Raw genomic sequence first — 20,130 nt, 5'->3', positions numbered from 1 at the left:
TACCGAAAACGGGTACGCCTCAAGCAACTAGCAGAGCGCGAAAGGCATCCACATCCTGGACCTGAGCAAGCTGCTGCCGCACGGTTTCCTGCGCCAAACGCGCGGCGATATGGGACAGTAGCTCCAGGTGCTCCATAGCTTCTCCGGCGGGTACCAGCACGGCCACAAAGATATGCACGCCTTCCGCATCGGGCGCAGCAAACCCCACTGCCGTACGAGTGCGCAACGCGGCGACCGCAGCGCTGGCAAGATCCGGCAAACGCGTATGTGGCACCGCCACTCCGAAGCCCAGTGCCGTGGAACCCTGCATTTCGCGAGCCATAAGAGCGTCATAAATTTTTTGCTGAACGATTCCCGTGCTCTCACTGAGCCTCTCGGCCAGGGCCTGCAAGACCTCCGTCATACTGGCGGCCGGACTGTCGAGAAGAATCGCCTTTGCGGGGAGCGGCAAAGCAGCCATGGTCATTCGCTTTCGGTGGCAAGGACTGCAGCTACCGGACTGCTCCGATGGCGCTGCAGTTTTTCCTTGTATTGACGCACCTGACCGTCAATCTTGTCGGCCAGTTGGTCGATGGCTACGTACATGTCGGCATCACGCGCCTCGGCGTGAAAATCGTGTCCGGGAGCGCTGACAGTGATCTCCGCCACGTTGGAGAGTTTTTCGTGAGGAAGGAACTTCAACACGACCCGCCCATCGATGACGCGATCGAAGTAGTGATCAAGGCGTCCGAGTTTTTCGTGCACTCGGTTCTTGATGGCCTCGGTGAGGTCCAGGTGTTGGCCGGTGATGTGTAATTGCATGGCAAGCTCCTAGCTTTCGTTTATGGGAGTCCATCACTGCTTTACCGCTCCACTCACAGTGTAGCGCCTTGGCCGCCTTTGCAAAAGCCAAAAGCTAGAGAGCGGGAGACGTTGGCTATAAGCGGCGACGCTGGCTGGCGGGCGGAATATTGGCGGCCTCACGATACTTGGCGACGGTACGGCGGGCAATCTGAATGCCCTGCTCGGCGAGTACCTTGGCGATTTCGGCGTCGCTCAATGGATGCTGGCTATCTTCTGCCTGAACCATCTTGAGAATCACGGCGCGAATGGCGGTGGCGGAGGCCGCCCCCCCTTGGTCCGTAGCCACATGACTGGAGAAGAAATACTTAAATTCGAACAAACCGCGGGGGGTGGTCATGAACTTTTGGTTGGTGACTCGGGAGATCGTCGATTCGTGCATCTCCACGGCCTCGGCGATGTCGCGCAGGACCATGGGACGCATCGCCTCCGGCCCGTGCATGAAAAAATCCTTTTGCTGTTCAACAATCGCCGTCGCTACCTTGAGGATGGTTTCCTGCCGGCTCTGTAGGCTCTTAATGAACCAGCGCGCCTCATTGAGCTGATCCTGGATGTACCGATGCGCGGCGTCCTTGCCGCCGGACAGGCCCGCGTAATGACGATTGATACGCAGCCGCGGCATCGCCTCGGCGTTCAGTTCTACCCGCAGCCGTTTGCCTACCCAACGCACTATGACATCGGGAATGACGTATTCCGAGGCTCCAGCACCAATTTCGCTGCCGGGTTTGGGATTGAGGGCAGCAATCAGGGCGACAGCAGCGCGCAACTCCTCCTCGCGCGCATCCAGGGCCTGCGCCAGGCGGACATAGTCATGCTTGGCCAAAAGCTCGAGCTGCTCGTCGACGATGCGGCGGGCGAGGAGCAGGGCATCATCTTCTTCCTCGATCTGCTGCAACTGCAAGGAAAGGCATTCCGCCAGACTGCGGGCAGCGACCCCTGGCGGGTCAAAATCCTGAATCTGCCGCAAGATCGCTTCCAGCTCCGCCAGTGGTCGACCAGAGGTCTCCACCAGCTCGGTAAGCTCCGCGCCCAGATAGCCGGTATCGTCGATAGCATCGATGATCAACTCCGCCAGATTGCGATCATCGCTCTGGAAAAAGGTGAGGTTAGCCTGCCAGCGGAGGTAGTCCTGCAGGCTTTGTTCGCGGCTGTTGCGCGCCTCGAAATCGGGCAGATCCTCATCATTGGCCATTGCGCTTCCTGCGGCGCTGCTGCCCATGTCGAACACGTCTTCCCACTGGCTGTCGACGGGCAGTTCTTCGGGCAGACTGGTTTCCGCCGCGAGATCGAGCTGACGCTCCTCCGGTGCGGGGGATAGGCCATCACTCGCCGCCAGCTCCACGCCTTCCTCCTCATCAAGGAGTGGATTACTGTCGAGCATCATCTGCACTTCCTGCTGCAGGTCCAGGGTCGACAACTGCAGAAGGCGAATCGCCTGCTGCAACTGTGGGGTCATGGCCAGATGCTGACCGAGTTTGAGTTCGAGTCCTTGTTTCATGATTCAGATCTTGAACTGCTCTCCCAGATAGACTTCGCGCACGGCGGGATTGTCGATGAGGTCTTGCGGGCCGCCCGAGGCCAGCACCTGACCATCATGCAGGATATATGCGCGCTGGCAAATACCCAAGGTTTCACGCACGTTGTGATCGGTGATGAGGACGCCGATGCCGCGCGCACTCAGGCCGGAAATCAATTGCTGAATCTCGATCACCGAGATCGGATCAATGCCGGCGAAGGGTTCATCGAGCAGAACGAAGCGCGGGCTCATAGCCAGGGTGCGGGCAATTTCCACCCGCCGCCGTTCACCACCCGAAAGGCTTTGTCCGCGGGTGTTGCGCAGATTTTGCAGACGCAATTCGGCGAGCAGCTGCTCCAAACGCTCCTGCCGTTCTTCGCTGCTCAGAGGCAACTGTTCAAGCACTGCCAGGACATTGTCGGCGGCACTGAGCTGACGGAATACCGAGGGTTCCTGGGGAAGATAACCAAGCCCCATTCGCGCGCGCTGATGCATGGGGAGTTTGCTGACATCCTGGTCGTTGAGGTAGATCCGACCACTATCGGGGCGGATCAGGCCTACCATCATATAAAACGTCGTGGTCTTGCCAGCGCCGTTCGGTCCCAGAAGCCCCACCACCTCGCCGGCCTTCACTTCTACCGACACCCCGCGCACCACGGTGCGTCGGCGAAAGCGTTTGACCAGGGATTCCGCGCGCAGCTGGGACGTCATGGCTTGGCACTACCACCCTTGGCCGGATAGAAGACCGAGCGTACCCGCTGGCCAGGGCTTGCCGTCACGGCCGTCTGTTGGCTCTGCAAAAGATAGGTGACCTGATTCCCGCTGATCTCGTTTTTCCCCTGCCAAAGGTGAGCGTCGCCGCTGAGGATGATACGGCCGCTGCCGGGTTCATAGGTCAGCTGCTGGCCATAGCCATGGCGCTCGGCACTGGACATAGTGAAACTCACCGGGCTGCCCGTGGCTACCGCTTTCTCTACCCTACCGGCGGCGGCGTGGATGGTGAGCTGCGCGGCGTGGATGACGAGATCCCCCTGCTGCATGACGACATCACCGCTATAGATGGCTACCTGCACGGGTTTGTTCTGGCCCTGCAGCCGGTCAGCGGAAATGTGGATGGGCCCCTTGCCGAGTCCCGTATCCGGCGCGTTTGCCGCGCTGACCGAAAGCGGAACTAGACAAGACAGAAGAACGAAGCAACACTTACGGTACATAAGTTCCTCGCACCTGATGCAACAAGCGGAACTGCTCTGTTTTTACCGACGCCAACAACCCAACCCCCTGCAGGGTACTGCGCCCATGGGTCAGAAAGACCGGATCCCGGGTCTCGATCACGCCGCTCTTGGGGTCATAACGCAATCTTTCCGTACGCAGGGTGCTGTCAGCCCCCAAAGTCGCAAGCACCTGTCCCCAGGCCAGGAGCTCCTGATCGCCGTTACGCAGAAGACCATGCTCGGCCTGCAGGGCAAGGTTCCCCTGACGGCGGAAGCGTTCCAGCGAAAATCCGTTGAGAAAGGTCTGGTTGCCCTCGGGCAGATGGTAGGCATCCTGTGCATGGGCGAGTAATTGCAGTTGTCCCTGCGCGTCATACTCGCGCAGAACGACATCGCTCGCGGCCTGATCACCGTGCCGAATGCCACCATGCCAATCCACGGCAACGAAGGGTATGGATTGTTTTGGCCAAGTCAGCCACAACAGTCCTGCGCCCAGTAGGGCGAGGAACAGGAGTCCAAGCAGACGCAGGTTCATACCTGACCCAGGGCGCGCGCCACGATGCCGCTCCAATACCCCTGGACACGCAGGATTTCCTCGCTCAGTTCGCGCACTGCGCCCATACCACCCGGGCGTTGCGCGACCCAGTGCGCGCGCGCCAGGACTTCGGGGTGCGCATCAGCGGGCGCCGTAGCGAGCCCCACGCGGCCGAGAATACCGAGATCGATCAGATCATCCCCCATGTAGGCGACTTCCTCTTCCCGCCGTTGGGTGGCGAAGAGTAATTCGGTGTAGGCGACGATCTTGTCGACACTGCCCTGATACACACGCTGGATGCCGAGATCACGGGCCCGATGGGCGAGGGCCGGGGAATAGCGCGCGGTGATCAGGGCCACCTCGATGCCGCAATCCTGCAGGAGGCGGATGCCATGCCCATCGCGCACATGAAAACTCTTGCTTTCCCGCCCTTCTGCATCGAAGAGCAGGCGGCCATCGGTGAGCACCCCATCAACATCCAGGACCAACAGGCGTATCCGCGCACAGCGCTCGCTGCAATCCGTCATGCGACCCCCGCATGTAATAGATCATGCATACTGATGGCGCCCGCCAGGCGATCCTCGTCATCGACGATCAGCAATACCGCCACCCGTTCGGCATCCATCCGCGCCATCGCCTCTGCTGCCAAGGCGTCGGCGCTGATACATAACGGTTTGGGACGATAGAAATCGGCCATAGGACGTCCCCAGAGATCCTGTTGCTCGGCGAAGGCTCGGCGTAAGTCGCCATCGGTAAAGATGCCCAAAAGGTGATGATCGTCATCGACCACTGTCGTCATGCCCATGCCTTTGCCACTCATCTCCAGGATCGCTTCGTGCACCGGGGTGGAGAGCCGGACCCGCGGCAACTGCTCACCTCGGCGCATCAGGTCTTCCACCCGCAGCAATAAACGCTTTCCCAAAGCGCCACCGGGATGGGAGAGAGCAAAATCATCCGCGGAAAAACCCCGGGCACTGAGCAGGGCCATGGCCAAGGCATCACCCATGGCGAGACTGGCAGTGGTCGAGGCGGTAGGTGCCAGATTCAGCGGACAGGCCTCGCGCGCTACGGCACAATCCAAATGCACGTCTGCCCGTCGCGCCAGGGTAGAGTCCGCCTTGCCGGTAAGGGCGATCAGGGGGACGCCGATGCGTTTTACCACCGGCAGAATGGCAAGCAGCTCCGCGGTTTCGCCGGAATTGGACAGGGCCAGGAGCAGATCGGACGCGGTGAGCATGCCAAGGTCGCCATGACTGCCCTCGGCAGGGTGGAGAAAAAGGGCGGGACTCCCCGTACTGGCCAGAGTCGCGGCGATCTTCTTACCGATGATCCCGGATTTTCCCATGCCGCTGACGACAATGCGGCCCGAACAGGCAAGCAGCAATCGACAGGCTGCGACGAAGGCATCGTCGAGTCGCGCCTCGAGGCCCTCCAGTGCTTCCCGCTCCAGACGCAGGGTTTCACGGCCGGTGCGCAGCAGGAGTTCACTATTGGTGGAAGCTTCAGTCATTGCTACGACTCGCCTCATAGGCAATCCGACACTCGGGATGCGCCCCCATCACCTTGTCGACGTCAGCAAAGCTGCTCTGCTGCAAGAGTTCCCAACATTTCAGATTGACGGCGGCCAGCTCTCGCGGGTGCTGACGATACCAGGCCACCGATCCACTCTCCGGGCTACCACTGAGGATCTGCGGGCGATCGGCCCAGAACAGTAGAACGAACAGGGCGACTGCCCCTAGAAAAATGAGCCCATAAACGATCTTCATCGACGCGCAAACCCGCGAACCACATTTCTCACTCGATCTCTTCCCCATACTGTGTATTCAGAAGCGCTACCAGCCGCTCCTCACGTTTCTGGAGATCGGCGAGCAAATTTTCGGCCAAATTATCCCACAAGCCGCGCAAAGGCACGAGTGCCGCCCCAGCTTCCATCTCCTGCAGGAGCTCGGCGACCTTGTCGAGACTCTCCCGCAACTGCAGACCGCTACTCAGGCAATTCTTGATCCGTTCGCGCGGGTGCGGGATCCAGGAACGATCCGCACTGTAAGAGCGTATTTTTTCTCCACACTCCAGAATACGCCGCCGCAGCTTGCCCAGAGCGCCGATCTTGCTGCTCTTTAGTTCGCCCCACAGCGCCAGATCCATCGCCGCCAACCAGTGCTCGCGCCACTCCTGTACCTGGGCAACACTTGGCTGCACCCAGATGGTCACTTCCGCTTCGTCAAAGGCCACTACGCTCCTCCATAGTGCAGGCGGGCGGCCTGCAAACGCTCCGGCGTACCAACGTCACACCAATATCCTTGCTGAAGATAAGCACGGAGAAGACCTTTCGCCACCCATTGTCGCAGCCATGGTGCCAGGGGCGCGGGGCCGCTCGGAAAATTCGCCAGCCAGGCAGCGTCCAGAAGGGCAAGGCCAGAATAGGTGTAGGTCGGCGGCCCTGCAGCGGGCACTGTCACGCGTCCTTTCTCCATGGCGAAATCACCTTCGGGATGGTGCGCGGGGTTATCCACCATAACCAGGCCCGGATCGCCGGCCAACAACTGCGCCAGGGGATGCTCCGTGCAAATGTCGCCATTGAGCAGAAGAAACGGGGCATTTTCCAGACGCTCGCGCAGGGCGATGAGTGCTCCTCCGGTTTCCAGGCGCTGCGCCCTTTCGTCGCTATACTCCAGCGACATCCCTTGCCACTGCCGGCCCAGGAAGCGCGGCAACAGGGCTCCCAAATGCGAGAGATTGATGAAGATCCGTTCCACTCCGGCGGCGGCCAGATGGTCCAGGTGGCGGACGATGAGCGGACGCCCGGCAACGCTCAACAGCGGCTTGGGGAGAAAGTCGGTGCGCGGGCGCAGGCGCTCACCCCGCCCGGCTGCGAGGATCACCGCCTGTCGCATGGCGACCAGCCCTGGAACAGGGGCACGAAGCACCGCCAGGCCTCCTGCCCGGCAAGCAGGTCCTCGACGTAGGCCCAAAAGCGTGGCAACAATTCGAGATATCCGCTCTTGCCATCGCGGTACGCCAAGCGGCAAAAAATACCGAGGATTTTCAGATTACGTTGTAGCGCCATGACCTCTACCTGCACGCGAAATGCCTCGCCGTCGGGGACGGCCAATCCGTGTCGCTGCAGCAGGCAGCGATATTGCTCGATCCAGCCATCGCGCCGTGCCCGTCCCCAGTCCCAGTAACGATCCCAGAGCAGGGAGGCAAGATCGTAGGTCCACGGCCCAAGCACGGCGTCCTGAAAGTCGATCAGTACCGGCGCGCCGACGGGCCGCAGCAGGAGATTACGGGCATGGAAATCGCGGTGTACCCAGATGCTGGGCTGCTGACGCGCTCCGTCCCGCAAAGCGGAAAACAGCATGCCGATCTGATCCTGCTCGGCACTCGACAAGGTAATACCGAGATGCCGCCGGAGATACCAGTCGGGGAAGAGCGACAGCTCCTGCTGCAGCCGCTGCGCATCATAGGGCGGAAAGGGCGGGCGGAGAACCCTATCTTGCGCTGCCGCCGCCAAGCCCAGCAGCAGGGGGAATACCCTGGCCATAATGGCATCCGGCGACTCACCCGCATCCAGCGCGCTCTTGAGGTCACGGGAACCCAAATCCTCCTGCAGGAGCAGACGATACCGCAGAGAAACCGCAAGGATGCGCGGCACGGGCAGGCCCGCCTCGGCAAAGCGATGCTGCACGCGCAAGAAGGGTAAGAGCTCGTCGGCGTGGGGCACCTGTGCCAGGACGCGTTCACCAGGTGCCCGCCAATAGCGGCGCGCGCTGGCATCGCCAGGAATCGGCTGCAGAGTGGTCGGCTCGACGCCATGGGTACGCAAGAAGCGTTCGGCGGCGGCACCGAGCTGAGGAAGGTGGCTGGGAGATTGCGACATACGCGCATTCTGTGCGATTTTACGCGCCTATGCCTAGCCCTGGGACATGCTCGATGGCCGTCGGCCGGTTACGCCCGCGGCGCTGGTCCCTGACCTGCGCGGCAGCGGTCTTCTGCGCTTTTGCCTCGCCGGCCTGGGCGCAGGATGGGCCGGTGACCCTCTACGCCGACCAGATTCAGGGCCTGGGCAGCGGCCAATGGACGGCCTCGGGTAATGTGGAGGTGCTCTACGGCGATCGTCGCCTCTATGCCCATCAGGCCCATTACGACGAGAAGAAGGACGAGATCATCGCCAAAGGGCAGGTACGCCTGGTCAGCCCCGGAATCGTCACCAATGCGCCGGAGGCAACCCTGAAGATCCACAGCAATCAGGGTATCGTTCTCCATCCGCGTTTCCTGCTGCCGAGTCAGGATGGCCATGGACAGGCGAGCAGCGGGCAGGAGCTTGGCAAGAATCACTACCGCCTCAACGAAGCCTGCTACACCACCTGCCACGGGCATGTCCCGGCCTGGCAGATCTACAGTCAGCAGCTGGATCTCAACCAGAACGACCAATACATCAGTACCTACAACAGCACCCTGAATGTCTACGGCCTTCCGGTCCTCTGGCTGCCCTATTTCAGTTTTCCGCTGCAGCGCCATTCCGGATTTCTGCCACCCACCATTGGCAGTTCCACCATCAATGGTTTTACCCTGGGCATTCCCTACTATTTCGACATCGCCAGCAATCTGGATGACACCCTCACTGTAGAAGGACTGACCAAGCGCGGCGTATTGCTACAAAACCAGTTCCGTTACCTGGAGCCCGACTATAGCGGACAGTTGCTTCTCGCTTTGCTGCCCCACGACAAGCTCACCGGCAGCAATGTCTGGGCGGTATCCTGGCAGCACCAGCAGAATCTGGGCGATGGTTTTGCGCTCTCGGTCAACTACAATCGCGTCAGCTATCGGAATTTCCTCGCTGATCTCTCCGGGGTTACCGGCTTCAACGGCGGGTACATCGGCGGGGTCGGCAATGCGCCATATCTGACCTCCACCGGCGCCATCAGCTATGGCAATCGGCATCTGCAGGCGGGTGTCATGCTGCAGGGCTATCAGGAACTGCTCCAAGGAGAAGCTGCGCCCTATGCGCAACTTCCCTATGTCTACGCCAATGGCTATTGGCGCCTGGGCAGAACCGGCTATTTCGATTGGCGCAGCAACTTCAATTATTTCTATGCCAGCACCGGCCCTATTGGCCAGCGTCTCGACCTCACCCCAACCATCAGTTGGAAATGGAGTCGCGCCTGGGGCTACCTGGAACCGCAGGGCGGCTCTATTTCAGCCATTACCAGATCCAGCGCAATGGCCCTTACGCCCGCGTCAGCAACCGCAGTCTGCCCGCCCTAAGCCTGCGCGGCGGTCTCAACTTCGTTCGCGATGCCCAGGATGGCAGCAGTATCGTCCTGCATCCCATGTTCAAATACCTGTTTATCCCCCTGCAGGCACAGAACCAGATCCCGAATTTCGATTCCAGCACACCCTTCCAGAATTATGATTCCATCTTTACCGACAACTCGCTATTTGACGGCAGCGATCGGATCAACGCGGCCAATCAGTTGGCCTATGGCCTGGAGGGATCGGGCTACAATCCCAATGGACGGGAAGTCTGGAGCGCCGCCATCGGCCAGATCCAGTATTTCAACCGGCGGCAGATCGACCTTGCCGGCAATATCGTGGCGCAGAACAGCCGCTCCAATTATTTCTGGCAGGCCCAGTACGCGCCCCGGGCCAATCTCAATTTCCTCGCCAGCTCCGAAACCGACTCCGACTGGCGGCGTTTCGAGCGCATGGATTTCCGCGCGCAATGGTTGGCCCACAATGGGACGGTGCTCAATCTCGATTATCGCTATACGCGCAACTACGTGGATCAGGCGGGCGTCTCTGCAGCGCTTCCCATCGGCAAGCAGTGGCGGGTTCTGGGCAGCTACCAATATGATGTTCAGAATAACAAGCCCTTGGAGGAGCTGGTCGGGATCGGCTATGATGGCGGTTGCTGGACGGCTCAACTGATGATGTTCCACCAGATTCTGCTGGGGGGGCAGACGAACAACGCCGTCTACCTGGAAATCGTGCTGCGCGGTTTGACCAGCATTGGCAATAGTTCCAACGGTTTCCTCGATCAATACGTGCCCGGCGCCAGCATGGAGTTCTGATGTCTCGATACCGCTCTGCCCTTTTCCTCGCTGCTTTGGCTAGCAGTTGCTCTGCCTGGGCCACAACCCCTTTTGTCAACCGGGAGACACTCCTGGCTGCACCCCCGCCGTCGCGGGTCTTTTCTGCCCGCTCCACGGTGGCAGCGCAAGCCGCGCCCCTGCCACAGAACCTCGACACCCTCAACAAGGTAGTGGCAGTGGTGAACGATCAGATCATCACCTCGCTGCAACTCAATCAGAAGGTCGACGCCATCAAGGCGCAACTGCAGCAACAGGATCCCGGCCAGTTGCCACCGGATGCGATCCTGCGCCGTCAGGTACTGCAACAGATGATCCTGCAGGACATCGAGGTGCAGATGGCCAAACGCATGGACATAAACGTCGATCAGGCCACGCTGGACCAAGCCATTGCCAATATCGCCCACAGCAACAACCTGACCCCCGACCAGCTGCGCGAGGCATTGACTCAGCAGGGACAGTCCTGGTCGGAATTCGAGGACAATCTACGTGAACGGATCTTGGTGGACCGTCTGCAGCAACAGGAGGTCGAGGCGCGGGTGCATCTCGGAAAAGACGAGATCCAGACCTTTGCTCGCCAGCTCAAACAAACTGCAGGGGTGAGTTTTGAATTGCAGCAGATCTTCCTGCCCTTGCCCGGCGACCCCAGCCCGGATGCCGTGACTCAGGTGCGCCAGGATATCGAGCGCGTGCACCAGCAACTGGTAAACGGCGCCAGCTTCACCCGTCTAGCCACCGAGGTTAGCGCTGCCCGCGACGCCCTGCAGGGCGGTCGCCTGGGCTGGATCAAGGCCGCCGAGCTGCCCAGCGCTGTCACCCAGGCCCTGCTCAAATTGCAGCCTGGCGATATCAGCCCGGTGATCCCCAGCGCCACCGGCTATCACATTTTCAAGCTCCTCGATGTCAAGCATCAAGAGCCGTCGGTGACTGAGGTCAAGGCAGCGATGATCGTGTTGCACGCCGGCAAAGGGATCGAGGAGCAGGAGGCACAATCCCAGGCCAAGGACATCGAGTCGAGCCTGCAATCGGGGGTGAATTTCAGCGCGCTGGCTCGGCGCTACAGTCAGGATCGTGCCACCGCAGCCAATGGTGGCGAATTGGGCTGGGTGGCACCGGGAAGCTTGCCAGACGAGCTGGAACGCGCGTTGATGAGCTTGCCGATGGGCAATGTAAGTGCCCCCATCCAGATCGGCGATGCCATCTACATCGTGCAGTCGCAAGGCCGGCGCGAGGCTGCCCTGAGTGATACGCAACTGGAGTCGGTCGCACGCATGCAGCTTTTCAACCGCACCGTACGCGAGCGTATGGAGGAGTGGCAGCGGCGCATCCGCGATGGTGCCTATGTCGAAATTCTCGACCCGAATCTGCGCTTGCGCAACACCTGAGATGAATAGCCCCGTTTCGACTGGAAAGGCGCAACAGAGTCCAGAGTCGCTCCTAGGACACCGGCCTTTACCTGCCATCGCCTGGACACCAACCTGGACCCTGTTTCGCAAAGAGGTCTTGCGCTTCGCCCGCGTCTGGTTACAGACGATTGCCGCGCCCCTGGTTACCACTCTGCTGTATTTGCTGGTTTTCGGTCATGCCTTGGGGGGGCACATCCATATCTACCCCGGAGTCTCCTACATCGCCTTCATCGTTCCCGGCCTGATGATGATGTCGGTGCTGCAGAATGCCTTTGCCAACAGCTCTTCCAGTTTGATTCAGGCCAAGGTGACGGGCAACATCATTTTTCTTCTGCTCAGTCCCCTGCGGCCGACGGAGATCTTTTTGGCGATGACCGCGGCGTCCATTGTCCGCGGCATCGCCGTGGGATTGGCCATCCTGTTGCTGGCCCTGCTGTTCCTCCACCTACCCCTGCAACATCCGGTCTGGATATTGCTATTTGCCGTTTTCGGTGCGGGAGGAATGGGAGCACTGGGCATCGTCGCCGGGCTTTGGGCAGAAAAATTCGACCAGATTGCCGGCTTTCAGAATTTTCTGATCATGCCTTTGACCTTTCTTGCCGGGGTATTCTATTCCGTGCAGTCGTTACCGGGGATCTGGCGTCACCTGTCCATGGTCAATCCTTTCCTCTACATCGTCGATGGTTTCCGTTATGGTTTCTTTGGCGATGGGGACGTCTCGGTCTGGGCTTCTCTCGCCGTCGCTCTGGCCTTTTTTCTGCTCAGCTCGGCGGTAGCCTGGCGCCTCTTGGCTAGCGGATACAAGCTGCGTCCCTGAGCGACGGGATCACAGACACGACAATTTCAGGTAAGATGAAGAGATGATGCAAGCAGATACGATCCGTTCCCTCATCGAGTCTGGTCTTCCCGGCGCCGAGGTGCATGTATTCGGTGACGATGGAGCCCATTTCGAGGCTGTGGTCATCGCTGGGCAATTTCAGGGCCAGAGCCTCGTCAAACGGCACCAGGCGGTGTATGCCTGTCTGGGCGACCGCATGCGTGAGGAAATCCACGCCCTACAGCTACGCACCTTGTCCCCGGACGAAGCTGCGGCTCGTTCCTAATTTTTCACTCTCATTCGAGGTACAGTCATGGCCGACATTCAAGACATCATCCAGGATCAGGTAAGTAAACACCCCATCACCCTCTACATGAAGGGCAATCCGCGGGCGCCGCAGTGTGGCTTTTCCGCCCGCGCAGTGCAGCTCCTGCAGCAGGCGGGCGTGAAAGAGCTCTTCACCGTCGACGTGCTCGCTGACCCGCAGATCCGCGACGGCATCAAGAAATTCTCCAACTGGCCGACCATCCCGCAGCTCTATATCAATGGCGAATTCGTGGGTGGCTCCGACATCATGGCCGATCTGTTCCAGCAGGGCGAGTTGCAGAAGCTGGTCAGCAAGGCCCAGGGCTGACGCAACACCGTGGACAAGCTGCTCCTGCGTGGTAATGGCCCTCTGCGTGGTGAGTTGCGGATCTCGGGGGCAAAAAATGCTGCCCTGCCGTGCCTGGCAGCGAGCATTCTGGCGCGGGAGCCGGTTGGCCTGCGCAACATCCCGCACCTGCGCGACGTCACCACCACTCTCGAGCTTCTGAGTTGTTTGGGCGCTCGAGTACTGGTGGACGAGCAGCTGGGGGTGGAGATCGATCCGCGCAGCGTGCATTCCCTGGTGGCACCCTACGAACTGGTGAAGACCATGCGCGCCTCGATCCTGGTACTCGGACCGTTACTCGCCCGCCACGGGAGCGCCGAGGTCAGCCTGCCCGGCGGCTGTGCCATCGGCAGTCGTCCCGTCACCGTGCACCTCAACGGTCTGCAGGCCCTGGGCGCGGAGATTCGCCTGGAGGATGGCTTCGTCAAGGCGCGGGCGCAGCGACTCCGTGGGGCCTCCATCGTGATGGAAATGGTTTCCGTGACCGGCACCGAAAACCTGCTGATGGCCGCCACTCTGGCGGAAGGACACACGCGCATCGAAAATGCTGCGCGCGAGCCCGAAGTTGTGGATCTGGCGCGCATGCTCAATGCCATGGGGGCACGAATCAACGGTGCCGGGACCTCAGTGATCGAGGTGGAGGGGGTAGATTCCCTGCACGGCTGCGAGCACCAGATCCTCCCCGACCGCATCGAAACCGGTACCTATCTCGTCGCAGCGGCCATGACCGGGGGTGATGTCTTTTTGCGACGTACCGATCCGCGTTTACTCGACAGCGTCTTGGCCAAGCTACGCGAGGCAGGCGCGGAACTCTATGAGGACGGTGATGGCATTCGTCTGCGCATGCAGCAGCGACCACGCGCCGTGGACATTCGCACCGCCCCCTACCCCGCCTTTCCGACCGACATGCAGGCGCAGTTCATGGCCCTGGATGCCATCGCCGAGGGTAGTGCAAAGATTACCGAAACCATCTTCGAAAACCGCTTCATGCACGTCTCTGAGCTACAGCGTCTGGGAGCGCGTATCGACAGCGACGGCAAGACGGCGGTCGTACGCGGTGTGCCCCGCCTGCAGGGTGCGCCGGTCATGGCCACCGATCTGCGCGCCTCGGCCTGTCTGGTCCTGGCCGGCCTGGTTGCCGAAGGCGAGACCCTCATCGACCGCATCTATCACCTCGACCGCGGCTACGAGGTGATCGAAGAAAAGCTGGGCGCCCTGGGGGCAGATATTCGACGGGTACGAAATCAGAGCGGAAAGGCGGCATGAACGACAGTCTCACCATTGCCCTGTCCAAGGGGCGCATTCTCGAAGAGAGCATTCCGCTCTTTGCCGCAGCCGGTATCGAGCTGGCCGAAGACCCCGACAAGTCGCGTAAGCTGATCCTACCGAGTACTGACCCGCAGGTGCGCTTTCTCGTGATCCGCGCCAGCGACGTACCCACCTATGTCAGTTGGGGCGCGGCCGACCTTGGTATTGCCGGCAAGGATGTGCTCCTCGAGCAGGAGAATCTCGCCCTCTACGAACCCCTCGACCTGCGCATTGGCGTCTGCCGCATGTCGGTAGCGGAGCCTGCCGCCCTGGCTGCGGGTGACCGACCGGAAAGCTGGGAGCGCGTCCGCATCGCCACCAAATATCCGAAAATCACCAAGCGCTTCTTTCAAGCGCGCGGCATCCAGACGGAAATCATCAAGCTCTATGGCAGCATGGAATTGGCGCCGCTGGTCGGTCTGGCAGACCGCATCGTCGATCTGGTCTCTACCGGACGCACTCTGCGGGAAAATGGTCTCGTCGAGGTGGAGGAGATCATGCCGATCTCCAGCCGCCTGGTGGTCAACCCGGCAGCCATGAAACGCAAGGGCAAGGCCATCGAGGATCTCATTCGCAAACTGGAAGCGGAGATTGAGCAATGAAGCGTCTCGACACCCGGCAAGAGGATTTTGCAGCGGCCTTTGCCGCCCTGCACGGCTGGGAGGCCAGCGGAGATCAGCAGGTGGAAGAACGGGTGCGGGAGATCCTGCACGCCGTGCGCGAACGCGGCAATGCCGCGCTGCTTGAGTACAGCGCTCGCTTCGATCGCCTGGAGCTGGCGGATGCCGCGGCCCTGGAAATCCCACTGGGCGATTGCGCCGCTGCCCTGGCTGCCCTACCGGCAACGGGGCGCGCCGCCCTGCAAGCCGCCGCCAAGCGGATTCGGGAGTATCACCAGCAGCAGCTCGTGCAGAGCTGGGAAATCACCGATGCCGCCGGCAATCAGCTCGGCCAGCGGGTTTTGCCCCTGCAGCGGGTAGGAATCTATGTGCCAGGTGGCAAGGCGGCCTATCCCAGCTCGGTACTGATGAATGCCCTGCCCGCCAAAGTGGCTGGGGTGGAAGAAATCATCATGACCGTGCCCACGCCAGGCGGGGAGATCAATCCTTGGGTGCTGGCTGCAGCTGCCGTAGCGGGGGTCGATCGCGTCTTTCGCGTCGGTGGCGCGCAAGCCATAGCCGCCCTCGCCTATGGAACCGAGTCGGTGCCGGCAGTCGACAAGATCGTCGGCCCAGGCAACATCTACGTGGCTACCGCCAAGCGAATGGTCTTTGGCAAAGTCGGCATCGACATGATTGCCGGCCCGAGTGAAATCCTCGTGCTCAGTGACGGCTCGGCACCCGCCGAATGGTTGGCCTGGGATCTGCTGTCTCAGGCGGAGCATGATGAGATCGCCCAGAGCATCTTCATCACCTGGGACGCCGCCCACCTGGAGGCGGTGGCCAGCGCCGTCGACAAGGCCCTGACGGAACTCGATCGCGCCCCCATTGCCCGCACGAGTTGGCAGAATCGCGGTGCCCTGATCCTTGCCCGCGATGCGTCGGAGGCCTGCACCCTGGCCAATCAGGTAGCGCCAGAACACCTGGAACTGGCCGTAGAGGAAGCGCGTGCCCTGCTGCCGCAAATCACTAATGCCGGCGCGATCTTCCTCGGCATCCATACCTGCGAGGCCCTCGGGGATTATGTGGCCGGGCCAAATCATGTGCTGCCTACCGGTGGCAGTGCCCGCTTCTCGTCGCCCTTGGGGGTCTATGACTTCATCAAGCGTACAAGCCTGATCGAAGCCAGTCCCGCGGGAGCGGCCGAATTAGGGAACCTCGCCAAGACCATGGCCGAGGCCGAGGGTTTGACGGCGCATGCACGTTCGGCCGCAGCACGGATACAGAGCGGCCAATGAGCACAAGATCCCTTCAGGAACGACTGCTGCGCCCGGCGGTACTCGAAAGCCAGGCCTATGCGGTTGCCGAGAGCGCGGGCTTGATCAAACTCGATGCCATGGAGAATCCCTACGGCCTGCCCGACAGCCTGCGCAGTGCCTGGCTGGAAAACCTGCGGGAGGCCGAGCTCAACCGCTATCCCGCGCCGCGCCCGACGGAATTGTTGCATGCCCTGGCCGAGCACGGTGGCATCCCTGCGGGCATGGAGCTCATGCTCGGCAACGGTTCCGACGAGCTGATCCAGGTTCTGATCAGTGCCGTAGCCGGTGCCGGACTACCGATCCTAGCCGTCGATCCTTGCTTCGTCATGTATCGTGTCATCGCCGAACAGCAGGGGCTCGCCTATCACTCCGTGCCCCTGGATGACAACTTTCAGTTGGATCTCCCAGCCTTTCTGGACGAGATGGCGCGCCGCAACCCGGCCATTGTCTTCCTCGATTGGCCGAACAACCCCAGCGGACAGATGTACCCCATGGAAAGTCTTGAAGTCATCTGTGCCGCAGCGCCGGGATTGGTAGTGGTCGACGAGGCCTATCACGCCTTCAGTGAGGAGAGCTTTGCCAGGCATCTCGGACGCTGGCCCAATCTGCTGCTCCTGCGCACCCTCTCCAAAGAGGGGCTAGCCGGGCTACGTCTGGGCTATCTCGCTGGCCCGAGGGCCTGGATTCAGGAACTCGACAAGCTGCGTTTGCCCTATAACATCAACATCCTCACGCAAAGGAGCATCGCCTTCGCCCTGCAGCACGCCGAGGTCTTGGCTTTGCAGGCGGCAGAGATCCGCGCCCAGCGCGAGGTCGTCCTGCAGCGCCTGCAAGAGCTGGGCGTGCAAGTCTGGCCCAGCCGTGCCAATTTCCTGCTCTTTGCCGTACCTGGTCGCGCCGCTGCCATCCACTCCGGACTGAAAGGCGCCGGGGTACTGATCAAGGCCTTTACAGGACATCCCCGCCTCGGTGACTATTTGCGCGTGAGCATCGGCACACCCGCCGAAAATCGCACATTTCTTGCTGCCCTGGAAAAATTGCTATGAGCCGTGTTGCGGAAGTCCGTCGTGATACCCTCGAAACCCAGATCGCTGTGCGTCTGGACCTGGACGGCTCAGGTCAGGTGAAATTGCAGACCGGGCTGCCTTTTCTGGAGCACATGCTGCACCAGATCGCCCGCCACGGACTCTTTGACCTGCAGATCGAGGCACACGGCGATCTCGCAATCGACGCGCACCATACCGTTGAGGATATCGGCATCACCCTGGGACAGGCCTTTGCCCGGGCGCTGGGGGACAAGGTCGGCCTCACCCGCTATGGCCATGCCTATGTCCCCCTCGACGAGGCGCTATCAAGGGTAGTGGTAGATCTCTCCGGACGTCCGGGGCTGGTCTACGCGGTCGAGTTTCCCCGTGCCCAGATTGGCACTTTCGATGTCGACCTCTTGCATGAATTCTTTCAGGGCTTCGTCAATCATGCCCAGGTCACACTGCATCTCGATGCCCTGCGCGGCAACAACGCCCACCACATTGCCGAGACCCTCTTCAAGGCCTGTGGGCGGGCGCTGCGCATGGCGGTCAGCGCCGATCCACGGGCTGGCGACAGCATTCCCAGCACCAAAGGGACACTGAATCGATGAGTTATCGCAGTTCCGTCGGTATCGTTGACTATGGCATGGGTAATCTGTATTCGGTAGCCAAGGCGATCGAACATCTGGGGGGCAAGGCAGTGATCAGCGCCAAACCCAACGAGTTGGCCGCCTGCGATCGCATCATCTTCCCCGGCGTGGGTGCCTTTGGTGATTGCATGGCAGCTCTGGAAGAGCGTGAACTGGATGAATTTCTTCGGATTGCCGCGCAGAACCGGCCCTTTCTCGGCATCTGTCTGGGGATGCAGGCCTTGATGGAATCCAGCGTCGAACATGGCGAACACGCGGGGCTCAGTCTTTTGCCAGGCCGGGTCCTACCCTTCCCTGAAGAGGCGCTGCAAACTCCGCAGGGGCAGCCCCTGAAGGTTCCGCACATGGGCTGGAATCAGCTCCACCAGCTGGTACCCCATCCCCTCTTTGCCGGCGTCCCGCAGGATGCCCATTTCTATTTCGTGCATTCCTTCTATGTCGAGCCGGCGCATCCCGACCTGCTCGCTGCCTTTGCCGACTACGGCTTTCCTTTCTGTGCAGCGATTGCCGCCGACAATCTCTTTGCCCTGCAGTGCCATCCGGAAAAGAGTGGCACCGCTGGCCTGCGCTTGCTGGGCAATTTTCTGGAATGGTCTGGCGAGTGCGGCAGCGGCTGCAATATTGCGTGAACATGGAGAAAAGAGCATGTTGTTGATACCCGCCATCGACCTCAAGGAGGGTCATTGCGTGCGACTGCGGCAAGGGCGCATGGATGACGATACCATCTTTTCCGAGGATCCTGTGGCTACCGCCCAACGCTGGGTGGAGGCCGGGGCGCGGCGCCTGCACATTGTCGATCTCGACGGTGCCGTCAGCGGGGAACCGGTGCATGCCGAGACCATCGGGGAAATCTCCCGCACTTTCCCCGATCTGGAAATTCAGGTGGGCGGGGGCATCCGTACGGAAGAGCAAATCGAACGCTACATCCTTGCCGGGGTAAACTTTGTCATCATCGGTACGCAGGCGGTCAAGGCGCCCGGCTTTGTTGCCGAGGCAACGCTGGCCTTTCCCGGACATATCATCGTCGGCATCGATGCCCGCGATGGCAAGGTAGCCACCGAGGGTTGGTCCAAGCTCTCCCGGCATGACCCCATCGACCTGGCAAAGCATTTTGCCAACGATGGCGTCGAGGCCATTATCTACACCGACATCAGCCGCGACGGCATGCTGAGCGGCCCCAATATCGAGGCCACGGTTGCCTTGGCGCGCAGTATCCCGGTGCCGGTGATCGCCTCGGGAGGCATCGCCAACCTGGAGCAGGTGCTCGCGCTTCAGGCCCATGAAGAAGACGGAATCCTCGGCGCCATAAGCGGGCGTGCCATCTACGAAGGCACCCTCGATTTTGCCAGTGCCCAGCGCCGCTTGGATGCAGGTCATGCTCAGTAAGCGCATCATCCCCTGCCTCGATATCGACCAGGGACGCGTGGTCAAAGGGGTGCAGTTTCTTTCCCTGCGCGATGCCGGCGATCCGGTCGAGACCGCTGCTCGCTACAACGCCGAGGGCGCCGACGAACTGACCTTCCTGGATATTTCTGCCAGCCACGAAGGGCGGCAGACCATGGCCGATGTGGTGGCAGCGGTCGCCGCCGAGGTCTTCATTCCCCTGACGGTGGGTGGTGGCGTGCGCAGCGTCGAAGACGTCCGGACCCTACTACTGGCCGGGGCCGACAAGGTCAGCATCAACAGCGCGGCGGTCGCCAAGCCCGAGCTGGTGCAACAGGCGGCGCAGCGCTTTGGCAATTCCTGCATCGTAGTGGCCATCGATGCGCGCCGTAGTGGCGAGCACTGGGAGGTCTTTACCCATGGCGGACGCCGTCCCACCGGGCTCGATGCCGTAGCCTGGGCCCAACGTATGGCCAGCCTCGGCGCCGGCGAGATTCTGCTGACCAGCATGGATCGTGATGGTACCGGCGAAGGTTTCGACATCGAGCTGACCCGCGCCGTGGCCGATGCCGTGCCCGTGCCGGTCATCGCCTCAGGTGGGGTTGGCAAGATCGAGGATTTTGCCGCCGGTATCGTGCACGGCCATGCCGATGCCGTCCTGGCTGCCAGTGTCTTCCATTTTGGCCAATTCCGCATCGCGGAAGTGAAAAATACCCTGGCGCTGCAGGGCATTCCCATGCGTCTGGATGCCTGATGCATCCGCGAAGCGCCCGT

Annotated in this window: 26 protein-coding genes; 14 read left to right on the top strand and 12 right to left on the bottom strand. The window is 61.1% G+C overall.

The genetic code is table 11. The features are described 5' to 3' along the window. Nucleotides 1-19: 19 nt before the first annotated feature. The 12 genes from AC2VNM_RS09985 to AC2VNM_RS09930 all read right to left on the bottom strand — a co-directional run bounded on the left by AC2VNM_RS09985 (nt 20) and on the right by AC2VNM_RS09930 (nt 7,982). Nucleotides 20-460, bottom strand: coding sequence for a PTS sugar transporter subunit IIA (locus AC2VNM_RS09985; protein WP_483166511.1), 441 nt, complete (start codon nt 458-460; stop codon nt 20-22). Nucleotides 461-462: 2 nt separating this feature from the next. Further along, nucleotides 463-801, bottom strand: a complete 339-nt coding sequence (gene hpf / locus AC2VNM_RS09980; protein ID WP_483166510.1) for a ribosome hibernation-promoting factor, HPF/YfiA family — start codon at nt 799-801, stop codon at nt 463-465. Between the two features lie 115 nt (nt 802-916). Further along, entirely contained in the window at nt 917-2,338 is a 1,422-nt protein-coding gene (locus AC2VNM_RS09975) for an RNA polymerase factor sigma-54 (RefSeq protein WP_483166509.1), read from the bottom strand. A gap of 3 nt (nt 2,339-2,341) precedes the next feature. Continuing rightward, on the bottom strand, nt 2,342-3,067 hold the full coding sequence (gene lptB, locus AC2VNM_RS09970) for an LPS export ABC transporter ATP-binding protein (protein WP_483166508.1): 726 nt from the start codon (nt 3,065-3,067) through the stop codon (nt 2,342-2,344). Then, nucleotides 3,064-3,567, bottom strand: coding sequence for a lipopolysaccharide transport periplasmic protein LptA (lptA, locus tag AC2VNM_RS09965; protein ID WP_483166507.1), 504 nt, complete (start codon nt 3,565-3,567; stop codon nt 3,064-3,066). Before lptA ends, lptB begins: the two co-directional genes overlap by 4 nt. Further along, nucleotides 3,557-4,102 carry an LPS export ABC transporter periplasmic protein LptC gene (lptC, locus tag AC2VNM_RS09960; protein WP_483166506.1) on the bottom strand — a complete coding sequence of 182 codons (546 nt, stop codon included), beginning with the start codon at nt 4,100-4,102 and terminating at the stop codon, nt 3,557-3,559. The genes lptA and lptC overlap by 11 nt, the downstream gene beginning before the upstream one ends. Beyond that, nucleotides 4,099-4,629: a KdsC family phosphatase gene (locus AC2VNM_RS09955; RefSeq protein WP_483166505.1), complete on the bottom strand. Its 531-nt coding sequence runs from the start codon at nt 4,627-4,629 to the stop codon at nt 4,099-4,101. Before AC2VNM_RS09955 ends, lptC begins: the two co-directional genes overlap by 4 nt. Beyond that, nucleotides 4,626-5,612, bottom strand: coding sequence for a KpsF/GutQ family sugar-phosphate isomerase (locus AC2VNM_RS09950; protein WP_483166504.1), 987 nt, complete (start codon nt 5,610-5,612; stop codon nt 4,626-4,628). The genes AC2VNM_RS09955 and AC2VNM_RS09950 overlap by 4 nt, the downstream gene beginning before the upstream one ends. After that, nucleotides 5,605-5,868 carry an EexN family lipoprotein gene (locus tag AC2VNM_RS09945; RefSeq protein WP_483166503.1) on the bottom strand — a complete coding sequence of 88 codons (264 nt, stop codon included), beginning with the start codon at nt 5,866-5,868 and terminating at the stop codon, nt 5,605-5,607. Before AC2VNM_RS09945 ends, AC2VNM_RS09950 begins: the two co-directional genes overlap by 8 nt. Before the next feature lie 28 nt (nt 5,869-5,896). Then, nucleotides 5,897-6,334, bottom strand: a complete 438-nt coding sequence (locus tag AC2VNM_RS09940; RefSeq protein WP_483166502.1) for a hypothetical protein — start codon at nt 6,332-6,334, stop codon at nt 5,897-5,899. Next, nucleotides 6,334-7,029 (bottom strand): nucleotidyltransferase family protein, encoded by a 696-nt coding sequence (locus AC2VNM_RS09935; RefSeq protein ID WP_483166501.1) that lies wholly within the window; start codon nt 7,027-7,029, stop codon nt 6,334-6,336. Before AC2VNM_RS09935 ends, AC2VNM_RS09940 begins: the two co-directional genes overlap by 1 nt. After that, a complete protein-coding gene (locus AC2VNM_RS09930; protein WP_483166500.1) occupies nt 6,981-7,982 on the bottom strand; it encodes an aminoglycoside phosphotransferase family protein in 1,002 nt (333 codons plus the stop codon). The genes AC2VNM_RS09935 and AC2VNM_RS09930 overlap by 49 nt, the downstream gene beginning before the upstream one ends. A 53-nt stretch (nt 7,983-8,035) precedes the next feature. Here AC2VNM_RS09930 and AC2VNM_RS09925 point away from each other — a divergent pair, with 53 nt between their 5' ends. From AC2VNM_RS09925 to hisF, 14 genes are read left to right on the top strand one after another with little or no spacing between them, the layout of a single operon-like run. After that, nucleotides 8,036-9,370: an LPS-assembly protein LptD gene (locus AC2VNM_RS09925; RefSeq protein WP_486913244.1), complete on the top strand. Its 1,335-nt coding sequence runs from the start codon at nt 8,036-8,038 to the stop codon at nt 9,368-9,370. After that, complete coding sequence (locus tag AC2VNM_RS09920; RefSeq protein ID WP_486913243.1) at nt 9,256-10,176, top strand: LPS-assembly protein LptD; 921 nt, start codon at nt 9,256-9,258, stop codon at nt 10,174-10,176. The genes AC2VNM_RS09925 and AC2VNM_RS09920 overlap by 115 nt, the downstream gene beginning before the upstream one ends. Further along, nucleotides 10,176-11,579, top strand: coding sequence for a peptidylprolyl isomerase (locus tag AC2VNM_RS09915; protein WP_483165665.1), 1,404 nt, complete (start codon nt 10,176-10,178; stop codon nt 11,577-11,579). Before AC2VNM_RS09920 ends, AC2VNM_RS09915 begins: the two co-directional genes overlap by 1 nt. 1 nt (nt 11,580) lies before the next feature. Further along, nucleotides 11,581-12,417 (top strand): ABC transporter permease, encoded by an 837-nt coding sequence (locus AC2VNM_RS09910; RefSeq protein ID WP_483165666.1) that lies wholly within the window; start codon nt 11,581-11,583, stop codon nt 12,415-12,417. Nucleotides 12,418-12,460: 43 nt separating this feature from the next. Next, nucleotides 12,461-12,703 (top strand): BolA family protein, encoded by a 243-nt coding sequence (locus tag AC2VNM_RS09905; protein ID WP_483165667.1) that lies wholly within the window; start codon nt 12,461-12,463, stop codon nt 12,701-12,703. Between the two features lie 27 nt (nt 12,704-12,730). After that, a complete protein-coding gene (gene grxD / locus AC2VNM_RS09900) occupies nt 12,731-13,051 on the top strand; it encodes a Grx4 family monothiol glutaredoxin (protein ID WP_483165668.1) in 321 nt (106 codons plus the stop codon). A gap of 9 nt (nt 13,052-13,060) precedes the next feature. After that, nucleotides 13,061-14,335, top strand: coding sequence for a UDP-N-acetylglucosamine 1-carboxyvinyltransferase (gene murA / locus AC2VNM_RS09895; protein ID WP_483165669.1), 1,275 nt, complete (start codon nt 13,061-13,063; stop codon nt 14,333-14,335). After that, nucleotides 14,332-14,979 carry an ATP phosphoribosyltransferase gene (hisG, locus tag AC2VNM_RS09890; protein ID WP_483165670.1) on the top strand — a complete coding sequence of 216 codons (648 nt, stop codon included), beginning with the start codon at nt 14,332-14,334 and terminating at the stop codon, nt 14,977-14,979. Before murA ends, hisG begins: the two co-directional genes overlap by 4 nt. Then, nucleotides 14,976-16,274: a histidinol dehydrogenase gene (hisD, locus tag AC2VNM_RS09885; RefSeq protein WP_483165671.1), complete on the top strand. Its 1,299-nt coding sequence runs from the start codon at nt 14,976-14,978 to the stop codon at nt 16,272-16,274. Before hisG ends, hisD begins: the two co-directional genes overlap by 4 nt. Beyond that, a complete protein-coding gene (hisC, locus tag AC2VNM_RS09880) occupies nt 16,271-17,341 on the top strand; it encodes a histidinol-phosphate transaminase (protein ID WP_483165672.1) in 1,071 nt (356 codons plus the stop codon). The genes hisD and hisC overlap by 4 nt, the downstream gene beginning before the upstream one ends. Further along, nucleotides 17,338-17,934 (top strand): imidazoleglycerol-phosphate dehydratase HisB, encoded by a 597-nt coding sequence (gene hisB / locus AC2VNM_RS09875; RefSeq protein ID WP_483165673.1) that lies wholly within the window; start codon nt 17,338-17,340, stop codon nt 17,932-17,934. Before hisC ends, hisB begins: the two co-directional genes overlap by 4 nt. After that, nucleotides 17,931-18,602 (top strand): imidazole glycerol phosphate synthase subunit HisH, encoded by a 672-nt coding sequence (gene hisH / locus AC2VNM_RS09870; RefSeq protein ID WP_483165674.1) that lies wholly within the window; start codon nt 17,931-17,933, stop codon nt 18,600-18,602. The genes hisB and hisH overlap by 4 nt, the downstream gene beginning before the upstream one ends. Before the next feature lie 16 nt (nt 18,603-18,618). Then, nucleotides 18,619-19,359 (top strand): 1-(5-phosphoribosyl)-5-[(5-phosphoribosylamino)methylideneamino]imidazole-4-carboxamide isomerase, encoded by a 741-nt coding sequence (hisA, locus tag AC2VNM_RS09865; RefSeq protein ID WP_483165675.1) that lies wholly within the window; start codon nt 18,619-18,621, stop codon nt 19,357-19,359. Continuing rightward, nucleotides 19,349-20,110 (top strand): imidazole glycerol phosphate synthase subunit HisF, encoded by a 762-nt coding sequence (gene hisF, locus AC2VNM_RS09860; protein ID WP_483165676.1) that lies wholly within the window; start codon nt 19,349-19,351, stop codon nt 20,108-20,110. The genes hisA and hisF overlap by 11 nt, the downstream gene beginning before the upstream one ends. Nucleotides 20,111-20,130: the final 20 nt, after the last annotated feature.

This window comes from Acidithiobacillus sp. TH-A67 (assembly GCF_057473545.1).
This window is presented reverse-complemented; position numbering and strand designations above follow the sequence as displayed.